The sequence below is a fragment of the Collinsella sp. BIOML-A6 genome (assembly GCF_009875845.1).
In the GTDB taxonomy this organism is placed as follows: domain Bacteria; phylum Actinomycetota; class Coriobacteriia; order Coriobacteriales; family Coriobacteriaceae; genus Collinsella; species Collinsella aerofaciens_H.
The window spans coordinates 49,991-75,100 of record NZ_WWSL01000001.1 but is presented as its reverse complement, the minus strand read 5'-3'; the positions used below and the strand labels follow the sequence as shown (position 1 = coordinate 75,100).

At 58.5% G+C, this 25,110-nt stretch carries 23 protein-coding genes; 19 read left to right on the top strand and 4 right to left on the bottom strand.

Annotation, left to right across the window (positions count from 1 at the left end):
- Positions 1 to 27: 27 nt before the first annotated feature.
- The 11 genes from GT495_RS00335 (at position 28) to GT495_RS00285 (ending at position 11,944) form a co-directional block, all read left to right on the top strand.
- Positions 28 to 651 (top strand): phosphatase PAP2 family protein, encoded by a 624-nt coding sequence (locus GT495_RS00335; protein WP_161161129.1) that lies wholly within the window; start codon positions 28 to 30, stop codon positions 649 to 651.
- Positions 652 to 792: 141 nt separating this feature from the next.
- On the top strand, positions 793 to 1,317 hold the full coding sequence (locus tag GT495_RS00330; RefSeq protein ID WP_161162658.1) for an iron-containing alcohol dehydrogenase: 525 nt from the start codon (positions 793 to 795) through the stop codon (positions 1,315 to 1,317).
- Positions 1,318 to 1,517: 200 nt separating this feature from the next.
- The gene (gene pgi, locus GT495_RS00325; protein ID WP_161161127.1) at positions 1,518 to 3,212 is read left to right on the top strand and encodes a glucose-6-phosphate isomerase; all 1,695 of its coding nucleotides are present in this window, start codon (positions 1,518 to 1,520) and stop codon (positions 3,210 to 3,212) included.
- Between the two features lie 237 nt (positions 3,213 to 3,449).
- On the top strand, positions 3,450 to 4,292 hold the full coding sequence (locus GT495_RS00320; protein WP_192924079.1) for a Cof-type HAD-IIB family hydrolase: 843 nt from the start codon (positions 3,450 to 3,452) through the stop codon (positions 4,290 to 4,292).
- Between the two features lie 63 nt (positions 4,293 to 4,355).
- Positions 4,356 to 5,015: an HAD family hydrolase gene (locus GT495_RS00315; protein WP_370457542.1), complete on the top strand. Its 660-nt coding sequence runs from the start codon at positions 4,356 to 4,358 to the stop codon at positions 5,013 to 5,015.
- A 150-nt stretch (positions 5,016 to 5,165) separates the two neighbouring features.
- Complete coding sequence (locus GT495_RS00310) at positions 5,166 to 5,885, top strand: GntR family transcriptional regulator (RefSeq protein WP_161162657.1); 720 nt, start codon at positions 5,166 to 5,168, stop codon at positions 5,883 to 5,885.
- A 241-nt stretch (positions 5,886 to 6,126) separates the two neighbouring features.
- Positions 6,127 to 7,590 carry a YfcC family protein gene (locus GT495_RS00305; protein WP_161161123.1) on the top strand — a complete coding sequence of 488 codons (1,464 nt, stop codon included), beginning with the start codon at positions 6,127 to 6,129 and terminating at the stop codon, positions 7,588 to 7,590.
- 9 nt (positions 7,591 to 7,599) lie between these two features.
- A complete protein-coding gene (locus GT495_RS00300) occupies positions 7,600 to 9,183 on the top strand; it encodes an amidohydrolase (RefSeq protein ID WP_161161122.1) in 1,584 nt (527 codons plus the stop codon).
- Position 9,184: 1 nt separating this feature from the next.
- Positions 9,185 to 10,036 carry a sugar phosphate isomerase/epimerase gene (locus GT495_RS00295; RefSeq protein WP_161161121.1) on the top strand — a complete coding sequence of 284 codons (852 nt, stop codon included), beginning with the start codon at positions 9,185 to 9,187 and terminating at the stop codon, positions 10,034 to 10,036.
- 62 nt (positions 10,037 to 10,098) lie between these two features.
- Positions 10,099 to 11,067: an SIS domain-containing protein gene (locus GT495_RS00290; protein WP_161161120.1), complete on the top strand. Its 969-nt coding sequence runs from the start codon at positions 10,099 to 10,101 to the stop codon at positions 11,065 to 11,067.
- Between the two features lie 13 nt (positions 11,068 to 11,080).
- Positions 11,081 to 11,944: a PfkB family carbohydrate kinase gene (locus GT495_RS00285; RefSeq protein WP_161161119.1), complete on the top strand. Its 864-nt coding sequence runs from the start codon at positions 11,081 to 11,083 to the stop codon at positions 11,942 to 11,944.
- A gap of 279 nt (positions 11,945 to 12,223) precedes the next feature.
- Here the strand turns inward: GT495_RS00285 and GT495_RS00280 are convergent, their stop codons facing one another.
- Together GT495_RS00280 and GT495_RS00275 are read right to left on the bottom strand one after the other, a co-directional pair.
- Entirely contained in the window at positions 12,224 to 13,006 is a 783-nt protein-coding gene (locus tag GT495_RS00280; protein ID WP_161161118.1) for a TatD family hydrolase, read from the bottom strand.
- Between the two features lie 14 nt (positions 13,007 to 13,020).
- Positions 13,021 to 13,818, bottom strand: a complete 798-nt coding sequence (locus GT495_RS00275; protein ID WP_161161117.1) for a ThiF family adenylyltransferase — start codon at positions 13,816 to 13,818, stop codon at positions 13,021 to 13,023.
- A gap of 460 nt (positions 13,819 to 14,278) precedes the next feature.
- Between GT495_RS00275 and GT495_RS00270 the strand changes: the two genes are divergently transcribed.
- The 3 genes from GT495_RS00270 (at position 14,279) to ettA (ending at position 17,120) form a co-directional block, all read left to right on the top strand.
- Positions 14,279 to 14,557 carry an autorepressor SdpR family transcription factor gene (locus GT495_RS00270; protein ID WP_156597475.1) on the top strand — a complete coding sequence of 93 codons (279 nt, stop codon included), beginning with the start codon at positions 14,279 to 14,281 and terminating at the stop codon, positions 14,555 to 14,557.
- Positions 14,550 to 15,254: an SdpI family protein gene (locus tag GT495_RS00265; RefSeq protein ID WP_161161116.1), complete on the top strand. Its 705-nt coding sequence runs from the start codon at positions 14,550 to 14,552 to the stop codon at positions 15,252 to 15,254. Before GT495_RS00270 ends, GT495_RS00265 begins: the two co-directional genes overlap by 8 nt.
- 186 nt (positions 15,255 to 15,440) lie before the next feature.
- On the top strand, positions 15,441 to 17,120 hold the full coding sequence (ettA, locus tag GT495_RS00260) for an energy-dependent translational throttle protein EttA (protein ID WP_161161115.1): 1,680 nt from the start codon (positions 15,441 to 15,443) through the stop codon (positions 17,118 to 17,120).
- Between the two features lie 205 nt (positions 17,121 to 17,325).
- Here ettA and GT495_RS00255 read toward each other — a convergent pair whose 3' ends face one another.
- Both GT495_RS00255 and GT495_RS00250 read right to left on the bottom strand, forming a co-directional pair.
- Complete coding sequence (locus GT495_RS00255) at positions 17,326 to 18,633, bottom strand: hypothetical protein (RefSeq protein WP_161161114.1); 1,308 nt, start codon at positions 18,631 to 18,633, stop codon at positions 17,326 to 17,328.
- A 138-nt stretch (positions 18,634 to 18,771) separates the two neighbouring features.
- Positions 18,772 to 19,713, bottom strand: a complete 942-nt coding sequence (locus tag GT495_RS00250; protein WP_161161113.1) for a hypothetical protein — start codon at positions 19,711 to 19,713, stop codon at positions 18,772 to 18,774.
- A 175-nt stretch (positions 19,714 to 19,888) separates the two neighbouring features.
- On the opposite strand from GT495_RS00250, the gene GT495_RS00245 reads away from it, so the two are divergent.
- The 5 genes from GT495_RS00245 (at position 19,889) to GT495_RS00225 (ending at position 24,986) form a co-directional block, all read left to right on the top strand.
- Positions 19,889 to 20,158, top strand: coding sequence for a hypothetical protein (locus GT495_RS00245; RefSeq protein ID WP_161161112.1), 270 nt, complete (start codon positions 19,889 to 19,891; stop codon positions 20,156 to 20,158).
- Complete coding sequence (locus GT495_RS11065) at positions 20,151 to 20,429, top strand: DUF4160 domain-containing protein (RefSeq protein ID WP_161161111.1); 279 nt, start codon at positions 20,151 to 20,153, stop codon at positions 20,427 to 20,429. Before GT495_RS00245 ends, GT495_RS11065 begins: the two co-directional genes overlap by 8 nt.
- 134 nt (positions 20,430 to 20,563) lie before the next feature.
- Positions 20,564 to 22,552, top strand: a complete 1,989-nt coding sequence (locus GT495_RS00235; protein ID WP_161161110.1) for an NAD(+) synthase — start codon at positions 20,564 to 20,566, stop codon at positions 22,550 to 22,552.
- Between the two features lie 118 nt (positions 22,553 to 22,670).
- Positions 22,671 to 23,834 carry a pyridoxal phosphate-dependent aminotransferase gene (locus tag GT495_RS00230; protein ID WP_161161109.1) on the top strand — a complete coding sequence of 388 codons (1,164 nt, stop codon included), beginning with the start codon at positions 22,671 to 22,673 and terminating at the stop codon, positions 23,832 to 23,834.
- Positions 23,835 to 24,035: 201 nt separating this feature from the next.
- Positions 24,036 to 24,986, top strand: a complete 951-nt coding sequence (locus tag GT495_RS00225) for an L-lactate dehydrogenase (protein ID WP_152076025.1) — start codon at positions 24,036 to 24,038, stop codon at positions 24,984 to 24,986.
- The last annotated feature ends 124 nt before the right edge of the window (positions 24,987 to 25,110 follow it).

Here is a 25,110-nt window from a genome sequence, read left to right as displayed (position 1 = left end):
TGTGTTGAATACGCTGAGGGGGTATGGATGACCATCGATATGGGTGATCTTGCACTTCTGATACTGTTCGTGCTGTGCCTTGCGATCTTTGTTTACCTGCTGATCAAGGTGCTCAAAGGACGGGCTATAAGAATCGATGAGGTGGGTTACTTGCTGCTTGTCGAGAGGCTTCGGTCGCCGGTGTTGACGGCCGTGATGAAAGCCGCCTCGAGTTTGGCGTCGCTGCCGTTTGTCGTCGGTGTGCTAGCCGCGGCGATGCTGTGGGCGCCCAATTGGGCCCATGTTGTCTGGGCCGCCTTCAATGTCGGCGCTATCAGCGCAATCGACCAGCTGTTAAAGGTCCTTGTGCGTCGACCTCGTCCACAGGGATTTCGGCTTGTCGAGGCGCCGGGGCTGAGCTTCCCCTCGGGCCACTCGATGGCGGCCATGGCGTTTTATGGCTATGGTATATGGTTGGTGCGGTGTGGCGTGTGTGGCCTTCCGTTCGGCGCCGCCATCGAGGTTGCACTCGCGTGCGTCATCCTTGCGGTGGGCGTCAGCCGTGTCTATCTGGGCGTGCACTACGTTTCGGATGTGCTGGGCGGGTTTTGCCTGTCTTTTGTCTGGCTCATCCTGTTCGTGCGTCTTGGCCCTTGGATTTTGACCGTCTAATTGTCGCAACTGGACGCCATGTCGGATCGAATCTGATTTTAACGCAGCCCTAAAGAGCGCGAAACAGCTCGGAAAAGCTCGCTTCGTAGCATGAGCCTAACGATCGATACCACCATAAAGCACGGAAGGGTTGTGGGGACAATGGTCAACTATGGGTTTGGTATGCCGACGCGCTTGGTTGCGGATGGGAATGTGGCTCGCTGGTGCGGACGATTGGTTGCCCACTATGGCGGCACCAAGGCACTGGTCGTGCTGGGAGGCGACAAGCACACGCGTGATGAGCTCGTTTCGGCGGCGCTGGGCTCGCTCGATCGCGCCCTGCTCGAACGCATACTCTTTCGTTGCGGCTTGGTCGGGGGCGACGGGGGAGACGATTTGGTCGACGAGGCCGTAGCCCTGGCGACCGATGAGGGCGTGGACTTTGTCCTGGCGATCGGCGATGCCGATACGGCGAACTTTGTGCGCGAACTCGCTCGTCGCATGGCCGTGCTCGATGCCGGCGAGGACGGCTTTGTTCCCTACGGGTGCATCGTCTCCGAGGGAAAAGTGCCCGCCGTTGTGGGTGCCGGCGAGGTTCCCGTTTTTGCTATCATCGCGCCCGAACTGCTGGAGGGCATCGGGTCTCCCTTGCGCGAGCTGCTCGGCAGCGTATGCGCCGCGGCATAATGGCCTGCCAGGAAGGGACAGGTAAATTATGGTAGGTAAAGCGTTTGACCTGCCAAAATAAACCTGTCCCTTTTTGGTCGGTCGCCGTTCGGGGGCCGATTGGCAACGCTCGCTGATTACGGTCTTGACCTGCGTTAGAATAGGGGCATCTGATTATCCGGGCGCATGGAGGAATGCGCCCGTATGCTGAGGAGGACTCTATGGCAACTGTTGCCGCACCTATCGATGCTACGTCGACTGCCGCTTGGAAGGCGCTCGAGGCCCATCAGGAGAAGCTCGAGGCCGAGGGCATCGACCTCAAGGCCTGGTTTGCTGCTGACGCCGACCGCGTGAATAAGTTGAGCTTTGACGCCGGCGACCTTCACTTCGATCTGTCCAAGAACCTGGTGACCGATGAGACCGTCAAGCTGCTGTGCGATCTTGCCCGCGAGGTGAAGCTCGAGGAGCGCCGCGACGCCATGTTCTCCGGCGAGCACATCAACACCACCGAGGACCGCGCTGTTCTGCACACCGCACTTCGCCGTCCGGCAAACGAGAAAGGCCAGCTCATCGTTGACGGCCAGGATGTCGTCGCCGACGTGCACGAGGTCCTCGACCGCATGTATGCCTTCGCCGAGCGCGTGCGCTCCGGTGAGTGGAAGGGTGTTACCGGCAAAAAGATCGAGCACCTGGTGTCCATCGGCATCGGTGGCTCCGATTTGGGCCCGGTCATGGCTTACGAGGCTCTGCGCCCCTATGCCGACGCCGGTATCGACTGCCGCTACATCTCCAACATCGACCCCAACGATCAGGCCGAGAAACTCCGCGGTCTGGATCCCGAGACCACGCTCGTGATCATCGTTTCCAAGACCTTCACCACGCTCGAGACCCTCACCAACGCCCGCGAGGTCAAGACCTGGATGCTCGAGCAGCTCAAGGCTCAGGGTGCCATCGATGGCTCCGAGGAGCAGAACGCCGAGGCCGTGGCAAAGCACTTCGTCGCCGTTTCCACCGCGCTCGAGAAGGTTGAGGCCTTCGGTATCGACCCCGCCAACGCCTTCGGTTTCTGGAACTGGGTCGGCGGCCGCTACTCCGTCGACTCCGCCGTGGGCCTGTCGCTGATCGTCGTGCTCGGCCCCGAGCGTTTCCAGCAGTTCCTCGAGGGCTTTCATGCCATCGACGAGTACTTCTGCAACACGCCGCTCGAGAACAACGCCGTCGCGCTGATGGGCCTGCTCAACGTCTGGTACGTCAACTTCTTCGGTTCCAAGAGCCACGCCGTGCTTCCGTACTGCCAGTACCTGCACCGCTTCCCGGCCTACCTGCAGCAGCTCACCATGGAGTCCAACGGCAAGCACGTCCGCTGGGACGGCAGCGCTGTGACCTCCGATACCGGTGAGATCTTCTGGGGTGAGCCCGGCACCAACGGCCAGCATGCCTTCTATCAGCTGCTGCACCAGGGCACTGTGGTGGTTCCGGCCGACTTTATCGCCTTCGCCAACACTGCTAACCCCGCAACCGACAGCGGCCAGGATGTCCACGAGCTGTTCCTGGGCAACTTCCTGGCCCAGACCAAGGCGCTCGCCTTTGGTAAGACGGCCGATGAGGTGCGCGCCGAGGGCACGCCCGAGCAGATCGTCCCGGCCCGCTGCTTTGAGGGCAACCGTCCGACGACCTCGATCTTCGGCGACACGCTGACCCCGTTCGCACTCGGCGAGCTCATCGCCCTGTACGAGCACATCACGTTTGTCGAGGGCACGGTCTGGGGCATCGACTCCTATGACCAGTGGGGCGTTGAGCTGGGTAAGCAGCTCGCCAAGCAGATCACCCCTGCCTTCCACGATGATGCCGCCAAGGCCGAGCAGGACGCTTCGACCCAGGCGCTCATTGAGTTCTACCGCGCTCACCGCAAGTAGGATTCGCTGCGAAAACTAACGCATAGCCGACAAGGGCCCGTATCCGTTGGGATGCGGGCCCTTTGCTGTTTGGATAGGATGGAATGTATCGGGAGACGCCTCGACGGGCATCGCAATCGTCGAAGGCGCGCCGTTCATGTTTGGGACAATATGACATTTTTCCCGTTGCAAACAGCGCCGCCGTGGGTGTTCTGTATGATGGCTCAGACAAGGTTGTTCAATGACAGGGAGGCATATATGGCAATCAAGGCCATCGCAATGGATATCGACGGTACGCTCACCAATGACCAGAAGGTCATTAGCCCGCGCACGCGCGAGAAACTGCTCGCAGCGCAGGAGTCGGGCATTAAGCTCATTTTGGCCTCGGGCCGTCCCGCATGGGGCCTTCATGCCCTGGCGCAGGAGCTCGATCTTCAGAGCCACGGTGGCCTGCTGGTGGCCTTTAACGGTGCCCACGTGGTCGATGCTCAGACCGACGAGGTGCTGTTCGACCAGGCCATGCCGGTCGACGAGTTGCATCGCTTGCTCGACCATCTGCGTAACTTTGACGTGATCCCCATGATTTCGCTCGGCCGCGATCTGCATGTCGTGGACTCGTATTGCTGCATGATCACGTTGCCCGACGGCTCGCAGAAGAACATTGTCAAATATGAGCGAGACGCATGCGACCTTAAAATCCGCGAGGTCGAGAGCCTTCATGAGGTTGCGGATACCCATCCGGTGGACAAGCTGCTCACTGCGGGCGATCCGGCCTATCTGCAGGCGCATCACGAGGAGATGTACGCACCCTTTACCGAGACGCTTTCGGGCATGTTTACGGCCGACTGGTACTTTGAGTTTACGGCGCCCGGTATCGATAAGGCGCGTGCGCTGCGGGGCGCTCTGCCCAAGCTAGGCATTGATGCCAGCGAGGTCGTATCGTTTGGCGATGGTCAGAATGACAAGTCCATGATCGAGTGGGCCGGCATCGGTGTTGCTATGGGTAATGCCATCGATGAGGTCAAGGCCGTGGCTCAGATGGTGACCGCGAATAATAACGAAGACGGCATCGCGGTGGCACTTGATCAGTTACTGGGCTAGAATCGCCGATAGTGCATGGTTCGGGCGTCTGCTTGCAGGCGCCCTTTTGTTAGGGAGGGTGCCGTGTCCGTATTTCCGTTCGACGCCGTTATCTTTGACATGGACGGCGTCATCGTCGATACCGAGTATTACTACCTGGGGGAGACCGCTGCGTTTGCCAAAGAGCTTGGGCTGAACCTGAGTCAAGAAGATCTGAACGCGCAGGTCGGTGCCTCACACCAGTTCTTTTTGCATATGCTGGTCGATTGGTTTGAACGTGCCGGAAAGGGGCACTTTACCGGCGAGGAGGCGCTTGCCCGCTGGGACGAGTGGGCACATAAACGCCCGCGCGATTATCAGGCCCTGATTAATCCTGGCGCTGTGGAGACGATTCGCGAGCTCCCGCGTCGCGGTGTACGCGTGGCGCTGGCCAGCTCATCTTCCATGAATAGCATCGTGGAAGTGCTTGACGCGTGCGGCCTGTCAGATGCCTTTGAGTACGTGGTGAGCGGCGAGCAGTTTAAGGAGAGCAAGCCCGAGCCCGACATCTACCTACATGCGTTGGATCTGCTGGGGCTGCCCGCGGACCGCTGCTGCTGCGTTGAGGACTCGGTACCCGGCATCACTGCCGGCAAGCGAGCCGGTCTGACAGTCATTGCCAAGCGTGAGGAGCGCTTTGGCTTTAGCCAGGATGCCGCGGACAAGATTATCGACCAACTGCCGGAGCTGCTCACGCTTTCTTAGGAGCGCGGTAGTTGCGCGTTTTTCGGGTCTGATGAGTAAATGCCCGGCATTTTGGTGCGGCAACAAGCATACTTTATGCTAAAGCGGGCTCAAGGGCTTGTTGAATGCCCTTGAGCCCGCTTTAGACTTAATTGTGCTGGGAGAGGGTATATGCCACCGACTGAAGGGCTAACTGACGGTAAAGCAGCGATACCGCTGTACCAACAGGTTATCGATATCATTAAAACCGAAATTAATTCCGGCGCCTATAAGGCGGGCGCGCGGATACCCAACGAATTCGAATTGGCTGAGAGCTATAAAGTTGGCCGCGTTACCGTGCGGCGCGCTATTGAGGAGCTCGTCCAGCAGGGCTATCTAACGAAGCGACAGGGGAAAGGTACGTTTGTCAATGCCCCCAAGCTCAAGCGCAAGATTCGCCAGAAGGATGACGTCCAGAGTTTTTCGGACGCATGCCGCGTTAACGGAATGGAACCGGGGGCGCGTGTCATTTCGAGAAAGATACTGCCGGCGGATTCCACCGAAGCGCAGTTCTTTGGTGTTCCCGTTGGAGCTGACCTGATTTGCGTTGAGCGCGTACGTACTGCCGATGGCGTCCCTGTCATGCTTGAGAACAACATATATGTTTACGAGGACAACGCCTATCTATCAACGGCACCTCTATCTAACCAATCCATTTTTGAGTTCGTGCGCAACCGGACGGGCCGCACGCCCGCGTTTACCGACCCGTGCACGCTCGAGATCGCGTGCGCAACGCCCGAGGTCGCTCGGCTGTTGGCAGTTCCCGTCGGCGAACCCTTGTTTTATATGGAAGCCTTCTTTTTCGATGAGCAGCGGCGGCCGTTTATCATCGGTCGTCAGCGGATCGTTTGATCTCGCTATGTTTTTGACATCTAGGACATTGCGAATGGAGAGGCCCGGTGGATCGTCTCACCGGGCCTCTCCATGCCGTTCACGGTGCGAACGCAACCGTTCAACCGCGTTGCGGCAATCAGTTTGAAATAATCTTGATGACTGGAAAAGCTGCTGGTAATCTATAGAACGTCATAGAACGTTTGCTTGTGCAAGCGTTGAAGCGAGATGCGATGCAGTCTTGAGTTCTTTGGAGGTATCTATGTCAGATACGAAGGCGAAGAAGACAAACAGACGTTTTAAGTTCAAATTACCGCATGTCTATACGATCATGTTCTTGCTGATCGTTGTCTTTGCGGTCCTGACTTGGATCGTTCCTTCTGGTCAGTATCAGCGCAAGACGATTTCGACAGCGGCGGGTGAGCGTGATGTCGCCGTTGCTGGAACCTATGAACAGGTCGATAAGAACTACACCGATTCCGAGACCGGCGAGACCATCAATCTGGGCCAGGATATCTTTGCGGTCCTGCAAGCGCCTACTAAGGGCATCCAGGAGGCTGCCGACGTCGTTGCGTTCGTCTTATTGATTGGCGGATCGTTCGCAGTCATCACCAAGACCAACGCTTTGAATGCCGGCATGAGCCGTGTGATTAAAAAGCTCAAGAACAAGGACATCCTCATCATTCCCATCACGATGACGTTGCTGTCCATTTGCGGCACTACGTTTGGTATGTCTGAGGAAGCCCTGCCGTTCTATGCCATCTTCATTCCCATCATGATGGGTATCGGTTATGACTCGATGACGGCATTCATCATCTGCTTCCTTGGTCCTAACCTGGGATATTGTGCCTCGACCATCGACCCGTTTAATGTTTTGATCGCCCAAGGCATCATTGGCATCGAGGGCAATCCTCAGCTGTGGCTGCGCGCCATTTCTTGGGTCATCTTCACCGCCGTTGGCATCGCATGGGCCATGCGCTATGCCATGCGCGTCAAGAAAAACCCCGAGTCGTCCATTACGTACGAGGACGACAAGCTCAAGCGTGTTGAGTTTTCCGTGACCGATGCCTCCATCGAGGAAGAGTTCACTACCCGTCAGAAGCTCGTGCTTATCGATTTTGCTTGCGGTATGGGCATTATCGTCTGGGGTCTTGTTACCCAGGGCTGGTACATGAATGAGATTTCCGCCGTGTTCCTCGGTATGGGCTTGCTTGCCGGTATCCTGGGCGGCCTTGACCAGCAGACGATCGCCGAGGAGTTCGTTAAAGGCATTGCCGACTTTGCGTATGCCGCTATCGTCATCGGCATCGCTCGCGGTATCTTGGTCATCGCAGAGGGCGGCATGATCATCGACACCATTCTCCAGGCGCTCGCTACTGCGCTCGCCGGTGCACCCGCCGCCGTCTATACCACGTTTATGTATATCGTCCTTGGCCTGCTCTCTTTGCTGGTTCCCTCGAGCTCTGGACTTGCGGCGCTCACCATGCCCGTCATGGGTCCGCTGACCGAGCTTATGGGCCTTAATCCCGAAGCCGCCGTTACCGCGCTCCAGTTTGCCAATCAGACCATCAACACCATCAGTCCCGTGGCGGGCATGACGGTTGCCGGCCTTGCCGTGGCAAAGATTTCGTTTGGCCAATGGTGGAAGACCATTTGGAAGTTCTTCATTTTCATGGTCGTGTTTGGCTTGGTCATTACTGCCATTTCCGGCATGCTTCCGGCGTAGGTGGTTATAATGTCCGATCGTTTGACGGTCCTGAAGTCTAAGAGCGTCTTTACCGGTACGGGGGACCTGCCGTTTGAAGGTTTCGTAGCGGTCCGTGGCAATCGAATTGAGGCTGTTGGCACCAAGTTTGAGGTAGCTTCGTATTTGACCCAGGCGGATGAGGTAGTTGACCTGGGCAACCGCACCGTCATGCCTGGCCTGATCGATGTGCATACCTTCTATACAGGCTGGGCGCTGCGGACGTTGGGGTCTGATCTGTCCGGCATCGATGATGCCAAAGAGGCCGTGTCGCTCTTGCGTGCATGGAAAGAAGATCATCCGGATTGCGCGGCGGCTTTTGGCCACAACCTACCCGAAACGTTGGCATCGGATGCCGAGAACGCAAATACGGCAGCTGTGTTTGACGATTGTTTTGGCGATATCCCTGTCGTCTGCTTTACACCGGGTGCGGAGACCTGCGTTCTCAATGCTGCCGCCAGTGTGCGATACGGCTTTACACCCCAGGCGTGCTATGCCGAGAAGATCTGGCGCATGATGAGCGATTTCCTCGCGCTACCCGAGGTGCGCGCCGGGTATTCGGACTACACGGGCATGCTTAACGAGCGCGGCGTTACCGCCATCAAGGAAATAGCGTTTGATGACTACTACGGCTTTGCCGACGAAGTGGCTCGCCGTGAGGAATCTGGTGAGCTGACGGTTCGCGTCTCTATGATGTCGCAGCCGGTGGGTGCCGGTGCAAATCTGGCATATGCCCGCGAGGCGCGAGAGCGCTTCCGGGGACCGTTCGTTCGTTTTTCTGGCTTCAACCGTATGACCGATCGCGGCGTATGGGCAGGGCTTGCCGAGATGATTGACCCCTATGAGGACTCGGCCGATGCGGGCGCTGCCGGCAAGACGGTTGTCGAGGAGCCAGAGTGGGATCTGATTGAGAGCGAGCTGCGTGCAATTGATGCTGACGGCTTCCGATATTCCTTGCATTGCCAGGGCGATGGCGCCGTTCGCCGCACCGTGGCGCTCTATGCCTCGCTGCCTCGAGACGAGCATGGACGGATGCTTCGCCGCCATGCGATTACCGATCTCGAGAACTCTGACCCGACCGATCTTGTCGAGTTTGGCAAGTTAGGTGGAATTTGCGAGGTCTATCCGCAGATTCTGACGCTGGACCGGCGCGAGGATTGCCTATCGATGATGCGTCGACAAATTGGCGAGACGCGACTTTTGCACAGTTGGAATCGCCGCGGCATGGAAGATTCCGGATGCACGGTGTGCTGTGGAACGGATTTGCCGCTGCTGATTCCGAGCCTGGGCGAGTCAATCTACAGCGCGTGCGGCGGATTCTTCGCCGACGGACTGCCTGTGAATGAGGTCAACACGCTGACGCTTGTCGAGCTCTTGCGCGCTTGGACTGCCGGGGGCGCGTACGATCTGATGCGCGAAGACGAGCTGGGTACGCTTGAGGTTGGCAAGCTTGCCGATATCTGCGTGCTCGATCGGGATGTGTTCGACCTCGATTATCGCGACGCACGCGATCTTGCGGTTGATATGACGATATCGGATGGGCAAATCGTGTTCGACCGAAATAAGGAGGCATAAGATGCCTGAATCCAAACCGACGCTGCGCCGCGAACAGATTGCGGGCATGAATATCCACTACATCATGTGGTCGCTCGATTACTTCCTTGATGTGCAGCAGCGTTTGGGCTTTGAGTCCATTGAGCTGTGGTGTGCGGAGCCGCATGTGACGCTCGACCACACGGGCTACTTTGAGGCTGAGGTTCTGGCGAAAAAGGCTGCAGACCGTGGGCTTAGGTATCGTACTCTGTGCCCCGAGAATGTTGTCTATCCTTGGCAGTACTGCGCACGCAAACCGCTGCATGAACAGCGCAGTCTGGCGTACTTTAAGCACGGCATTGAGCTTGCCGAGGTACTTGGGTGCGACCGTATGTCCGTCAACTCGGGCTGGGGCGACTGGGACGAGGACCGCGAGGAGGCCTGGAAGCGCAGCCGCGAGCACTTGTCCATTCTGGCGGAGTATGCCGGCGAGCACGGTCTGGTGCTCACAATGGAAAGCCTGCGCCCCGAGGAGAGCAACCTTGTGACGACGGTTTCCGATGCGAAGCGCATGATTGACGAGGTCGCGAGCCCGTACTTACAGCCCATGGTTGATACAACCGCGATGGGCGTTGCAGGCGAGACGCTCGAGGACTGGTTTGCCGCCTTTGGTGATGGGGCAATTCACGAGATGCACTTTATCGACGGTGACCCGTATGGCCATCTGGTGTGGGGCGATGGCAAACACGATATGGACGCCTTCGTCGCCACACTCAACGCCCATGGTTTCGACGGCTTGCTGGGCCAGGAAATAACGGACGGTCGTTACTACGATGACCCGGCGGCGGCTGATGCCAAGAACATGGCCGCATTCGAGAAATATCTGATTGACTAAAACAACTATCGGCCACGCAGTCAACGTCATTGGTTGCGGCCCAAATAAGAAAGGAACTGGATATGAACGCACACGATCTGATTAAAGAGGCAATTGCCGAGAAGGGCAAGTTCGACAGCGTCTACTGGATTGCTTGCGGTGGCTCCATGATCGATTTGATCCCGGCTCATGAGCTTCTGCAGCGCGAGGCAACCACCTTCACTTCGTATATCTATACCGCGCGTGAATTCGACATTATGCGTCCGCGCCGCTTGGGTGAGAAATCCCTGGTCATTGCTTGCAGCCACAGTGGCAACACCCCCGAGGTCGTCGAGGGCTGCGAGATTGCCCTTGCCGCCGGCGCTACGGTGATCGCTCAGACCGACAACGCTGGATCCAAGATTGACTCCGGCAAGTGGACCACGTGGGTCTACCCGTGGGGCGAGGGCGTGCCGCAGGCCGAGGTCCCCGCTGGTATTTCGCTGTCGCTTGCGGCAGAGCTGCTCGATCAACAGGAGGGATACGCCGATCTTGCCGATATGTATGCCGGTATTGCCGAGATGGATAAGATTCTTCCCCCGGCACGCGAGAAGGTAAATGCCGAGCTGGGCGATCGCTTTGCCAAGCTTTGCCAGGAGCACGAGTTCTTCTATATTCTGGGCAGCGGTCCCAACTTTAGCCAGACCTACGGTTTCGCTATCTGCTCTCTTATGGAGATGCAGTGGCAGCACTGCAGCTACATCCACTCTGCCGAGTACTTCCATGGTCCCTTCGAGGCTACTCAGGATGGCGTTTTTTACTTCTTGCAGATGGGATCCAGCGAGTGCCGTGCTATGGACGAGCGCGCTCTGGCGTTCCTTAAGACTCATACCGATACGCTGATGGTGCTCGATGCCAAGGAATACGGTATGGAAGCCGTGCCGGTGAGCGTCCGTGCCTATCTTGACCCGGTGCTGTTCTACGCCATGAACTGCGAGCTGCGTGCTGCACGCGGCAAGGTGTTTGATCACGATCCCGATTTCCGTCGCTACATGGGCGTTGTCGAGTACTAGAAGGGCAAAGGCCATGGCATTTAACGTTAACGCGCTCGGATTTGGCGACAACGTCGTCGATCGCTACGAGCATATCCACACCATGTATCCTGGCGGCAACGCGGTGAACTTCGCCGTTTATGCCAAGAAATGCGGTGCCGCACGCTCCGCATACATGGGCATTTTTGGCAATGACGCCGCTGCCGAGCATGTCATTGCAAGCCTCGAGTATGAGGGTATCGAGCTTGACAAGTGCGAGCAGATGATTGGCGAGAACGGAGCGGCTCGCGTGACCGTCGTTGACGGTGACCGTGTCTTCCTTGGCTCCAACGAGGGCGGTATCCGTGGCGATGCGCGCTATGTCCTCGATTGCTTTGACCTTTCGTACATGAAGCAGTTCGATGTGGTTCATTCGGGCAACTATTGCTTTACCGAGCGCGAGCTTCCCAAGCTGAAGGCTGCGGGCGTCACGGTCTCTTTTGACTTTTCGGACGACTCCACCGACGAGTACTACGAGCAGATTGCGCCCTACGTCGATTTTGCTTTCTTTAGTGCGGCGGATGCCGCGAGTGCGGATGAGATTCGCGAGCGTCTGGCATGGGTGAAGGGCTTGGGTCCGCGTTTTGTGTCGGCTACGGCGGGCGCCGAGGGCTGCATTGCTTACGACGGCGAGCGTTATTACCGCCAGCTGGCTAAACCGGTAACGGACATGAAGGACACCATGGGGGCGGGCGACTCGTTCCTCACCTCGTTTTTGATGTGCTATCTCGATTCTGCCAAGCGTGGCGAAGATGGCGCCGAGGCCATCGAGCGCGCGCTCGACTTTGCTGCCGGGTTTGCCTCGACCGTGTGCGGCATGGAGGGTTCTTGGGGCCACGGAGCACCAATTTTTGAATAGTTGAGCAGTCCCGGGGAGTCGAATTGTCGCCTCCCCGGGACTCCGTGGGCAAAAAATGCCAAATATGAGTACTGTCACTAATCTAGTAACAGCAAAATCAAGCCTTTGAGGCACTACTTGGGTGTCAGCGAGCGATAAACACCTGTTAAAAATGACTTAAACCATCTTAAAGCGCCCTGATAATGGACAGATGTATATTATCAGGGCGCTATGTTGCCGTAAAATAATGTGACTAGTTTGGCAACAGTACTCATATTTGATATTTTCTGCCCACCGGGGTTAGCGAAGGCCAAAAATGGAGCGTGAGTTGTCTAAAATGATCGACTCGATGCTCCCCGCATCGCGGGTTTTAAGTTGGGTGATGACTTTGGAAGCTCTCGCGAGTGAGTCGGCGAGCTGTCGCGCTGAGGTTTCCGTATTTGCTTCGGCTGGCGCATCGGTCTCGAGCAGTAAATGGTCGAGTGGAATCTGTCGGGCGTATTCACGACCACGCTTGGTAGCGAGCATCCGCTCGTTCACGGAAAAATAGCAACCCGCATTGCGCGCGTGGACGAACTCGTTCGAAGTGCCGCTAAACCAGTGGAAGATGATAGCGGGGGAGTCGGGGTTTGGGATGAGTAGTCCATGCGATTCGAGGACGTCTAGTACGGCTCCTGCCGAACGAACGGCGTGAATTGATATCACGCGCCCGGTAAGAGGATGCTGCACGAGTGTATCGCAGAGCCGGTCAAGTGCCTGTATTTGTAGCGGCTCGCTTCCGGCAAAGCGCGCGGAAAAGTCGAGTCCAACCTCGCCGATTAAGCGCTCTTGCGCAGCGACCTCGCAAAGCAGATTGATTTCGGCGGTTCCGCATCGCCCGTCGGCGAGCCACCAGGGATGGAGGCCGATGCCGGAAAAGGTATTTGAACGGTTGCAAGCGCGCTTCTTGGCGCGTGCAAAGTCGCGCGGATCGACGCCGCAGTCAAATAGGCTCAGGCCCAGCGTCGTCGCCTTATCGGCAACGGCGTCCGGGTAAGCCATCAAATCGAGATGACAGTGCGCATCAAACAGCTGCAGCTCCATCGTGGCGTACCCTGTTAGTCCAAGCGCTGGCCGTCGGCGCGTACGCGCTCGCACCCGCGCCCACTGATCTGGCGGATAACCTCGCCGGCGATCATCTGACCCATGATGGGCGGCATAAAGCTGGCGGTTCCGAGCTCGGTGCGCTCGTGGATGTTGGAGGGGTCACGGCGCTGGGTCTTGACCGACTCCTCGCAGCTAAACAGTACATGAAGACTTTTGATGCCGCGCTTCTTGCACTCTTTGCGCATGATGCGGCTCATGGGATCGCGGACCGTTTCGAAAATGTCGGCAAAGCGCAGGCACTCGGGATGCAGCTTGTTGCCGCCGCCCATGGAGCTCACCAGGCGAATGTCGTGGTCCTGAGCATATTTGGCAACGGTGAGCTTGGCGGAGATGGTGTCGATGGCGTCGATGGCGTAGTCGATCTTGCCACCCGTCTGCTCCAGAACGCTCGCGAAGAACCCGTCAATGTTGTCGCTCAACAGGTATTCGGTGCGTTTGATGACAGTGGCGGCAGGGTTGATGTCGTGGATCATAGCCTCCATAACGTCCACTTTGCGCTTACCGATGGTGCTATGAAAGGCAATGGCCTGACGGTTAATGTTACTGGGCGCGATGATGTCTTTATCCAGAATTACGAAATGGCCAATGCCGCCGCGGGCAAGTGCTTCACAGCAGTTGGAGCCCACGCCGCCGCAGCCGAGTACCAGCACCGTGGCAGCGGCGAGTTTGTTGAGTGCCTCGCGGCCCATGATGATCTCGAGCTTGGTGTCGCGCGTCTCGATGGGTGAAGCGGCTATGGTTTCGGTCATGGATATCCTCCGATGGGGAAGCAAATCGTGTTTTAGCTATCGCCATTATAGGTATTATCGCGATTCCATTTGAGCCCTTGGGGCTTGTTGAAATGAGACGGGGATTCTCATAAGATGAAGCAGATGGCACCCGTTGCCGCGGGTTAGCCAACTCCGAAACACGTTTTTGGCGTGAGAAGTGGCCGTCTTCGCATTACGCGGGGGCGGCTATTTCATTCGACCTCCAATGTGGATGCCGAGCTCCACGGCCGCGATTACAAGTAATAACAACGTCAGGACATCGTCAATACTCATAGTCCATCTCCTTCTTGGGTAGAGGGAGCTGGCCCATCTGCTTCAACTTCTATTGTAGTTAAATACGAACGAATGTTCTATAGATGTTCCTGTATTAGATAGTTAGACAAACATCTAAATATAGAGTATAGTGTGCGCGTCGAACGAAATACTGAGAGGAGGCTCTATGCCGGGAGAGGGTTTTAAGGCGCTGGCCGATCCTACACGACGGCACATTTTGGAACTGCTGCGCGAGGGCAATTGTACGGCCGGGGAACTTGCCGAGCATTTTGACATTAGCAAGCCGTCGCTCAGCCATCATTTGGCGACGCTCAAAAACGCCGGGTTGGTGACCGACGAACGCCATGGTCAAAACATCGTATACAGCTTAAACACCACCGTCATGCAGGACTTGATCGGCTGGTTTATGGGCTTTACAGACACCGAAGGAGATAAGGATGAATAACGAAAACAAGGGCATTCACGCCACGGGGGTATCGCCACGCGTGTGGATTGCGCTGGTCGCTCTGTGCGTCGCCAACGTCGCAGCGCACCTTATGGTGATGCCGAGCCTGCCGGCGCAGATTCCCACGCACTGGGGAGCGAGCGGCGCCGTTAACGGTTGGGGTCCCAGCTGGATGGCATCGGCGCTCGGCGCGTTGCCGCTGGTGTTGCTCGCGATGTTCTACGTGGTGCCACGCATTGACCCCAAGGGCGAGGCGTATCGGACCTCGGGCAAGTTCTACCAGAGTTTCGTAATTGCTTTCACGGTATTCATGTGTGCTATAAGCTGGCTGGGAGAGCTTACGGTGTGGGGCGTTGTGTCCGCGGTCGGAACGGTCAACGTGCTGACTACCGGTGCTATCGGTTTGCTGCTCATCGGCGTAGGCAACTACTTGCCGCGTGTGAAGCAGAACTATACGCTCGGTATTAAGACGCCTTGGGCGCTTGCCGATCCCGAGAACTGGCGCCGTACGCAGCGCTTTGGCGGTGCCTGCTTGATGGTGCTGGGTGTTGGTTTGATTGTGATGGGCGTGGCGGGTAGCGTACTTTCGAGTGAAGTCGTCGCCGCGGTGATTGCGGTTCTGGCGTTTGGTTCGGCCGGAGCTGCCTATGTCTACTCGTATCTTTTGTGGCGTAAATCGCAGCGAACCGCTCGCTAAGGTTGCGGAAAACTAGCGTACGCAGTTCATAGTATGTTCCGGGGGACTTTTCCCAGGTAGTATTAGGGGGTGTGGGCAACCATGCCCCCCTTTTTCGTTACGTTTCAGAGCTGATTTCCTCATTTCGTTTCCACTAAAGCGAAACAATAATAGGGAAACAGCAGGTAGAAAGGATAAAACAGGCAAATGGCAGAGTTTATCTACCAGATGTATCAGGCTCGCAAGGCCCATGGCGACAAGGTGATCCTTGACGACGTGACCCTGAGCTTCTATCCCGGTGCCAAGATCGGCGTCGTGGGCCCCAACGGTATGGGCAAGTCGACCCTACTCAAGATTATGGCCGGCATCGAAGAGGTCTCCAACGGCGATGCCAGGCTTACCCCTGGCTATACCGTGGGCATCCTGCAGCAGGAGCCGCCGCTCGACGACGATAAGACCGTCATCGAGAACGTGCGCATGGCGTTTGGCGACATGATCGCCAAGGTCGATCGCTTCAACAAGATCGGCGAGGAGATGTGCGACCCGGACTGTGACATGGACGCCCTCATGGCCGAGATGGGCAAGCTCCAGGACGAGATCGACGCCGCCGACGGCTGGGATATCGATTCCAAGCTCGGCCAGGCCATGGACGCCCTGCAGCTGCCTGATTCCGACATGCCAGTTAACGTTCTCTCTGGCGGCGAGCGCCGTCGCGTGGCCCTGTGCAAGCTGCTGCTCGAGGCTCCCGACCTGCTGTTGCTTGATGAGCCCACGAACCACCTGGACGCCGAGTCGATCCTGTGGCTCGAGCACTTCCTGCATAACTACCAGGGCGCCGTCCTGGCCGTCACGCACGATCGCTACTTCTTGGATAACGTCGCCGAGTGGATCTGCGAGGTCGACCGCGGCCACCTCTATCCCTATAAGGGCAACTACTCCACGTATCTGGAGACCAAGGCCGCGCGTATCGAGGCTCAGAGTAACCGCGACGCCAAGCTCGCCAAGCGCATGGAGGCCGAGCTCGAGTGGGTGCGCAGCTCGCCCAAGGCCCGTCAGGCCAAGAACAAGGCCCGTCTGGCTCGCTACGAGGAGATGGAGGCCGAGGCCCGCGCAAGCCAGAAGCTCGACTGGACCGACATCCGCATCCCTGTGGGCCCGCGTCTGGGCAATAAGGTGCTTGAGGCCCATCATCTGCACAAGGAGTTCGACGGTCGCGTGCTCATCGATGACCTTTCGTTTACCCTGCCGCGCAACGGCATCGTGGGCGTCATCGGCCCCAACGGCGTGGGCAAGACTACGCTCTTCAAGACCATCGTGGGCCTGGAGCCGCTGACTTCGGGCGAGCTCGAGGTGGGTGAGACCGTCAAGATCTCCTATGTCGACCAGAACCGTTCCGGCATCGACCCCGATAAGAACCTATGGGAGGTCGTCTCGGACGGCCTGGACCACATGATGGTCGGCGAGACCGAGGTTCCGAGCCGCGCGTACGTGGCGAGCTTTGGCTTTAAGGGCCAGGACCAGCAGAAGCGCGCCGGCGTACTCTCCGGTGGCGAGCGCAACCGTCTGAACTTGGCGCTTACGCTCAAGCAGGGCGGCAACCTGCTGCTCCTCGACGAACCCACGAACGACCTCGACGTCGAGACGCTGTCCTCGCTCGAGGCAGCGCTGCTCGAGTTCCCGGGCTGCTCGGTGGTCATTAGCCACGACCGTATGTTCCTGGACCGCGTCGCTACGCACATTCTGGCGTGGGAGGGCACCGACGAGAATCCGGGCAACTGGTATTGGTTCGAGGGCAACTTTGAGGCCTACCAGGCCAACCGTATCGAGCGCCTGGGCGAGGACGCAGCCCAGCCGCATCGTATTCACCGCAAGCTGACGCGCGACTAATTTGTTACGCGGTTTTCCAAACCGCGTAACTGCTCGACGCTGCAAATGTCCCAGAGCGGCAATCTGACGTTCAATCGTCGCTTGCGTACCAAAGTACGCGGCGCTCCTCTTTCGCGTCACCTTGCTCGCTCTGGGACATTTTCGCTGACTTATGCTCAACCTGGAAAAAACGCGGCGAACGTTTTGTGGCGTTCGCCGCGTCTTGCTATTCGTTTGGTTTTTCGACTTTATCGATGACCCAGGCGGCTCCAAGGCCGCCGGTGGTGTTGCGGCGGATGCGCAGGGTAACCTCGCGGCGCTCGCCGGCCTGCGTGTAGCGCAGGGGGAAGCTTGCGCGGTTTCGCGCGGCCTCGATGGTACCGCGCTCGCGGGCGATCCAGTAGTACTCGCCGACGATGCCGAGCGTGTCGGCGCCGTAGGGGAGATAGGTCGACAGCTGGTGCAGAAGCGGGCCGGGGCAGAAGACCTCGGTCGCGAAATCGACGGGGAAGTCCTCGGGGATGGCGGGCGCTGCGGGTGTGGGGGCCGGTGCCGCAGCGGGGGCCGGAGCCGCTGCAGGCACAGGAATCTGGTCATAGACAGGTGCGGATGTGGAGTCGATGACGGGTGCAGACTCAGGCACCGGTTCCGGCTTACCTGCGAAATCTGTCGGTTCCACGGAGACGGTTGCGTCTTCAGTCTCGGTTTTGGCATCGGCTTGCGGAGCGTCCTCTGCCTCGACAGATGACTTTGCCTCGATGGGCGTGGATGCCATGGTGGTGATGCCGGCGTTGGCGTTCTCGGGGTCATAGACGACCGTAAGCGAGATGGCGGGCTGCGGCGTCTCGGGCTCCGGTGTCGACTCGGTGGCGTCCTGATCGTCGGGCTCGTCGGGCTGATCGTTCTCGGTCTCGTCGCCAAAGACATCGCTGTTTTGGAACGCAGGCGTCTCGGATTGGTTAGCGGCTTCTTCGGTTGTCGACTTGGGAGTCTCGTTGAGCTCCGCAGTGGTTTCCTGCTCTGATATGACTTCGGGATCGGTTGTGACGGCGATCTCGGTTTCGGCTTCTGCTGTTACCTCAATAGCGACTTCGATCTCTGTCTCGGGCTCGGGCTCCGGAGCGACTTCGGCCACGGGCTCGGGCTCGGGACGCTTAACGTGCTTGGGACGCACAGCCTTGAGGTCCTTCTCGCCGCGCTTTTTCTTTTTATAGGACTGCTTGGCGCCCTTGGCTGCCTTGGGCTTGTCCTCGCCCTTGGCAAGGGCGGCATCCCAGGTCTCGTTGGCGATGACCGTGGCATACAGGCGGCCGCCTTTAAAGACGGTCAGCTTAATACAGTCATCAAGTTCCTCGAGCAGCTCGCGCGTGGACTCAAAGCCCAGGTCATTAGCGGTCATGTCGCCGGCGGCGAGCGCCTCCTCGACCTGCGTCATAAACGTTTGCTTACCGCACCCAATCGCGTCGCGCAGCAGGCGATACAGATAGATGTGGTTGCCCAGCGATAGTGCGGGCGTAACTATTGTCTTGCTCATGGCAAATCTCCTCTTTACACACCAAAGCATCTTACCATCGCACGGGGCGTGCCATCTCGGCGCCTAAGGCAAACGGGCGCGACCGTTGCCGGTTCGCGCCCGTTATACAGGTCGATTATCTATGAGAGGCAAACGTGCTTAGTTGCCCGATGCCGTGCCTTGGCTCGAGCCGTCAGATGCCGTGCCGGACGCGGTTCCGCTCGAGCTGTTAGTGCTGCTGTTGTCGGTAGATCCCGTGCCCGATGTATTGCCGCTCGTCTGGTCGCCCGTGCTCGGCTGCGAGCTGTCAGTTGTTTGGCTTGAGTCGGTCGTGCCGGATTGCGTGTCGCTGTTGTTCGCAGAGGAATCGACGCCCTGCGATTGATCGGGGGTGTTCGAGGACGAGTCGGTGGATGCGGAGGTGCCCTGCGGGTCGTTCTGCTGGCTTTGCGATTGGCCGGAGCTATCTACGTCGTGCTCGGTCGTGCGCGACGAAAGGATTGGCTCGGGACGCTCGCCCAGACCCTCACCGGCGGTGGTGATAAGGATGGCGCCGGTGCAGGCGATGACCGCGACGATGGCGATGGCGATCGAGAATACGATGACCTTCTTTTGCGTCTGGCTGCGCTCTGTCGCGGCCTTGGCGCGCAGGCTGTTAGGGGCGACGCGCGCCGTGGTCGCGCGCCCCGCAATCTGGCGCATCTCCTGCGTGGTCGCGGCGCCGCCCAGGTGCTCCTCGGCATCAAACTCAACGGGCTCATAGGCGCCGACGGGGTAGTCGTCGGCGTGCGTACCTTTGAGGGCTTCGGCGCTAGCAGAGATAAAGTGGCGGTAGACATGCGAGGACACAACGGTGATGACCGAGCTCACGGCGGCGCCAATTACTGAACCAGCGATACCAATCTTGGAAGCAAGCGCGACGCTTGTGGCGGCGGCTGCGGCGCCAGCGATGATTTGAGGAATGGAAATGTCGTCGAACAGGCCTTTTTTGGGCGCGATGGCCATGGTCTGTCCGATGGAATGGTTCTCGTGCACGCCGTTGTTGAGCGATGCCGGCGTCATGACGCGCGTGCGCGGCGCGTCGGTGTACTTGGTTGTCATACGGGGTCCTCCCGGTGTAAATCTGCTTCGTTTCGTGTAGCCATCAGGGTACCCACCAGATGTGAATCGTACGTGACATTTAACAGATACCATCAACTCATCAAGGGGGGCTTGCTGTCTTTGGCGAAATAGCTTGATGCTAAACTGGACTTACGATTGCGAGGTGGTTTACGTGATGTACCCGTATATGACATTCGAAGACGGTACCGAGGTCATTCATTCTGACCTGATTACAGATGGCGATATCGAAAAGGTTATCGTGCATTTTGAGCGACCGACGGCAGAGGGCTTCGACTCCGCTCGTTGTGAGTTGCCTTCTTACAATTGGACCATGTGGGAGGGGCATTTCACCGACGAGGAGAAGCGAGGATTTGAGACTTTTCTGAGCAATAACGCCCATCTGCTGTATCGCTACGCCGCAAACGGAGGAGCTAAAGTTGCCTAGCCTTTTTCTTATTGGCGGCTATAGGGTCTTCTTTTGGTCCAACGAAGCGGGCGAGCCAATCCATGTCCATGTTTGCAAGGGGGCGCCTTCAGATAACTCGGCCAAAATCTGGCTGACTCGCAGGGGAGGTTGCATTGTCGCTAATAACAAAGTGAAAATCCCCCGGAGCACGCTTGACGACCTCTGTGAAATTATCGCCGCTCAGCATGAATTGATCTGCTCTAAATGGAAGGCATTTTTCCTTGTGGACGAGATCTCGTTCTACTGCTAAACGCCACCCCGGCTTCCCTTTTTCAATTTTAAGCATGAGCCCGTCCCATCAGCACTGATTGAACTTGACAGTACAATGGAAGCGGACTTTATCGCCGCCGCTCACCGCGGCTAAACGGATATGTTGGAGCTCGCATGAACGATTTTCAAAACGGTCAAGTTAAGAACGACGGCTTTTTGCGTGTGGCGGCGGCCTCGCCCAAGATTCGTGTTGCCGATGTCGAGGGCAATGCCGAGGTTACGTTGGCGGCTGTTCGCGAGGCTGCCGAGCACGGTGTTCGTGCTCTGGTGCTGCCCGAGCTCAACTTGTGCGGCTATACCGCGGCCGATCTGTTCCATAACCGCACATTACTTCATGCCTGCGAGGCGGCACTTGTGCACATCCTCGATGGAACCCGTGAGTTGCCGATCGTCTTTACCGTTGGCTTGCCCGTTGCGATGGCAGAAAACATCTACAACTGCGCCGCCGTGTGCTGCGCGGGCGAGCTTTTGGGCCTCACGGCCAAGAAGTATCTGCCCAACTATGGCGAGTTCTACGAGCGCCGCTGGTTTGCTCCGGCGCCCGCAGATCCTGTGTGGGTCGAGTTTGCCGGTCAGGGTTCGGTTCCGCTGGGTTCGGGGCTTGTCTACCGCTGCTGTGATGAGGGCGCCGAGGACCTGGTGCTGGGCGTTGAGGTCTGCGAGGATCTGTGGGTGCCGGCACCCCCTTCGACCGAGATGGCGCTTGCCGGTGCGACGGTGATCCTCAACCCGTCGGCCTCGGACGAGATTATCGGTAAGGCAGATTACCGCCGCAGCCTTATCTCTAGCCAGAGCGCGCGTCTGTACTGCGCCTATGCCTATGCAGACGCGAGCGAGGGCGAGTCCACGACCGACATGGTCTTTGCGGGCGAGAACCTTATCTACGAAAACGGATCCAAGCTCGCCGCCACTAAACTGCTTACCTGCGATATGGCGGTGGCCGATGTCGATCTTGACCGCCTGGTTGCCGAGCGCCGCCGCTCGACGACGTGGGCGCGCGCGGACGATGCGCCGGAGGCCACGACCGTTGAGTTTTCGTTTGAGGGCGTGCCGGCCAAAGAGCCCGTCCTGCGCAACGCCTGCGACATCGACCGCGTCTTCCCCCGCGCGCCCTTTGTGCCGGCCGACCATGGTGACCTGGCCGAGCGTTGCGAGACCATCCTCGACCTGCAGACCGCCGGCCTCAAGACCCGCCTTGCCCACACGGGCACCAAGGCTGCGGTCATCGGCCTTTCGGGTGGCCTGGACTCCACGCTGGCACTGCTTGTGACCGTGCGTGCCTTCGATGCGCTGGGGCTGCCGCGCACGGGTATCACGGCGGTCTCCATGCCAGGTTTTGGCACGACGCATCGCACCAAGTCGAATGCCGAGTCGCTCGCCCGCGACCTAGGCGTGAGCTTCCGCGAGGTTTCGATCCACGCGGCCGTGGAGCAGCACTTCAGGGACATTGAGCACGATCAGACCGTGCAGGACGTGACCTACGAGAACAGCCAGGCGCGCGAGCGTACGCAGATTCTGATGGACCTGGCCAACCAGGCTGGCGGTTTTGTCATCGGCACGGGCGACCTGTCGGAGCTGGCGCTCGGCTGGGCCACCTATAACGGCGACCACATGAGCATGTACGCCGTCAACGCGAGCGTGCCCAAGACGCTTGTGCGTCATCTGGTGCGTTATGCGGCTGATGTCTTTGGCGGGCGTATTGCCGAGGTCTTGCTCGACATCCTCGATACGCCGGTGTCCCCCGAGCTTCTGCCACCCACGGGCGATGGCGAGATTGCGCAGAAGACCGAGGATTTGGTGGGCCCGTATGAGCTGCACGACTACTTCCTCTACTACCTGCTGCGTTTTGGCTTTGAGCCGGGCAAGATCTACCGCATGGCGCTCAAGAGCTTCGAGGGCGTCTACGGCGCCAAGACCGTCCACGCGTGGTTGCGTACGTTCTATCGTCGCTTCTTTGCTCAGCAGTTTAAGCGCAGCTGCTTGCCCGATGGCCCCAAGGTGGGCTCGGTGACGCTCAGCCCGCGCGGCGATTGGCGTATGCCGAGTGACGCCAGCTCGCGTCTATGGCTTGCGCAGATCGACGCGCTCAATGCAATTGACTAAGGTTGGCTAAATTGAACCAATGCGGGGTTTGCAAGCGTTACACTTTTGCAATCTGATGGCCCGTATCGCGCGGCGCTCTTGTCGGAGCGCCGCGTTTTTTATATCGAAAGGTGGCACCATGCAGGCATCGCAGCGTCTCGACCGCTTTGGCGCGGAGGTTTTCGCTTCGCTCAACAACAAGCTCCTCGCGCTGAAGGCTCAGGGCAAGACCATTTACAACATGAGCGTGGGCACGCCCGACTTTAAGCCGTACGACCACGTGGTCGAGGCACTCACGCGAGCAGCCCAAGATCCCGAGATGTGGAAGTATGCCCTGCGCGACCTGCCCGAACTCAAGCAAGCCGTGTGCGATTACTATGAGCGTCGCTTTGGCGTTTCGGGCATTACGCCGTCCATGGTGCAGTCGTGCAACGGCACGCAGGAGGGCGTGGGTCATTTGGGCCTGGCCCTGCTCGATCCGGGTGACACCATTCTGGTTCCCGATCCGTGCTACCCGGTCTTTGAGGCGGGTGCCAAGATCGCCGATGCCAAGCTCGAGTACTATCCGCTGATTGCCGAGCACAATTACCTGCCCTATGTGGCGGGCATCGATCCCGAGGTGGCCGATCGTGCCAAGTACATGATTGTGTCGCTGCCCGCCAACCCGGTGGGCTCGGTGGGCACGCCCGAGGTCTACGAGGAGATCATCGCTTTCGCCCGCGAGCACGACCTGCTCATCGTCCATGACAACGCATACTCCGACATCGTGTTCGACGGCGAGCCGGGCGGAAGCTTTTTGCAGTACCCTGGCGCGCTCGAGGTGGGCGTGGAGTTCTTCTCGCTCTCCAAGTCGTTTAACGTCACTGGTGCGCGTATCGGCTTTTTGGTCGGCCGCGAGGACGTGGTCTCTGCCTTTGCCAAGCTGCGCAGTCAGATTGACTTTGGCATGTTCTTCCCGATCCAGAAGGCCGCCATCGCGTGCCTTAATGGCCCGCGCGATGAGGTCGAGGCACAGCGTCTGAAGTACCAGGATCGCCGCGATGCCCTGTGCGACGGTCTTGAGGACCTGGGCTGGGAGCGTCCCAACGCGCATGGTTCTATGTTTGTGTGGGCCAAGCTTCCCGGTGGACGCACCGATTCTATGGCGTTTTGCGAGGAGCTCATGGAGAAGGCCGGCGTTGTGGTGACGCCGGGCGCGAGCTTTGGTCCTTCGGGCGAGGGACACGTGCGCATGGCGCTGGTCCTGCCGCCCGATCAGATTGCTTTGGCTGTCGAGGCCATTCGCGAGGCGGGTCTCTATTAAAAAGATATTTCGGCTCGTCAATAGATCGAAACCGATTTCGTACAGTTCTTTTACGAATCCTGCAAACATTTTCGGTAAACGGTCGATTTTTGGCCTCGAATAGGAGCATAATCAAAGTCCCGATTGGATGTATTGGGATTACGGCAAGCCGCTCGGGTCGTTCCCGGGCGGCTTGTTTGTGGAGAGAGATGGGAGTTTCTAATGGTTAACGAGAAGAAAGTCGCTATTGTCGGTTGCGGTTTTGTCGGTTCGTCTTCGGCGTTCGCGCTGATGCAGAGTGGTCTGTTCTCCGAGATGGTCCTCATCGACGTGGACAAGAACCGCGCCGAGGGTGAGGCCTTGGATATCGCGCACGGCATGACGTTTGCCGAGCCGATGAAGATCTACGCCGGCGATTATTCCGATGTCGCCGACGCCGCCATGATCGTCGTCACCGCTGGCGCTGCCCAGAAACCCGGTGAGACCCGCCTGGACCTGGTCAACAAGAACGTCAGAATCTTTAAGTCCATTATCCCCGAGATTAAGAAGTCCGGCTTCGACGGCATTCTGCTCATCGTCTCCAACCCGGTCGATGTTCTGACCTACGCCGCCATCAAGATGTCCGGCCTGCCCGAGGGCCACGTCATCGGTTCCGGCACCGTGCTCGACACTGGCCGCCTGCAGCAGATGCTTGGTGCTCATGTCGAGGTTGACCCGCGCGATGTCCAGGCTTATGTCATGGGTGAGCACGGTGACTCCGAGTTTGTCGCTTGGTCCAGCGCTCAGGTTGCCGGCGTTCCGCTGAACACCTTCTGCGAGCTTCACGGCCACCTGGAGCACGAAGCCGCCGAGAAGCGTATCGCCGAGGACGTCAAGAACTCCGCCTACACCATCATCGAGAAGAAGCACGCTACCTACTACGGCGTCGCCATGGCCGTCAAGCGCATCTGCACTGCCGTCATGCGTGACGAGCAGACCGTTTTGCCTGTCTCTTCGCTCATGGTGGGCGAGTATGGCCTGTCCGATCTGGCCATCTCCATGCCGACCGTCGTTGGCCGCGACGGCGTTGTCTGCCGCGTCCCCGTGCCGCTGAACGATGACGAGCAGCATGAGCTCACCGCCTCCGCCAAGGCCCTCAAGGACATCATCGACAGCGTCGATTTCTCCTGCTAAATCAAGCTCGCTCGAGCGAAAAGCTACAATGAAGGCGTTCGGGTCCATACGGCCCGGGCGCCTTTTTGGTGCAAAGTAACCTGACCCCAATGCACCATCCCAATGCACCCTAGTTGATGGGAGG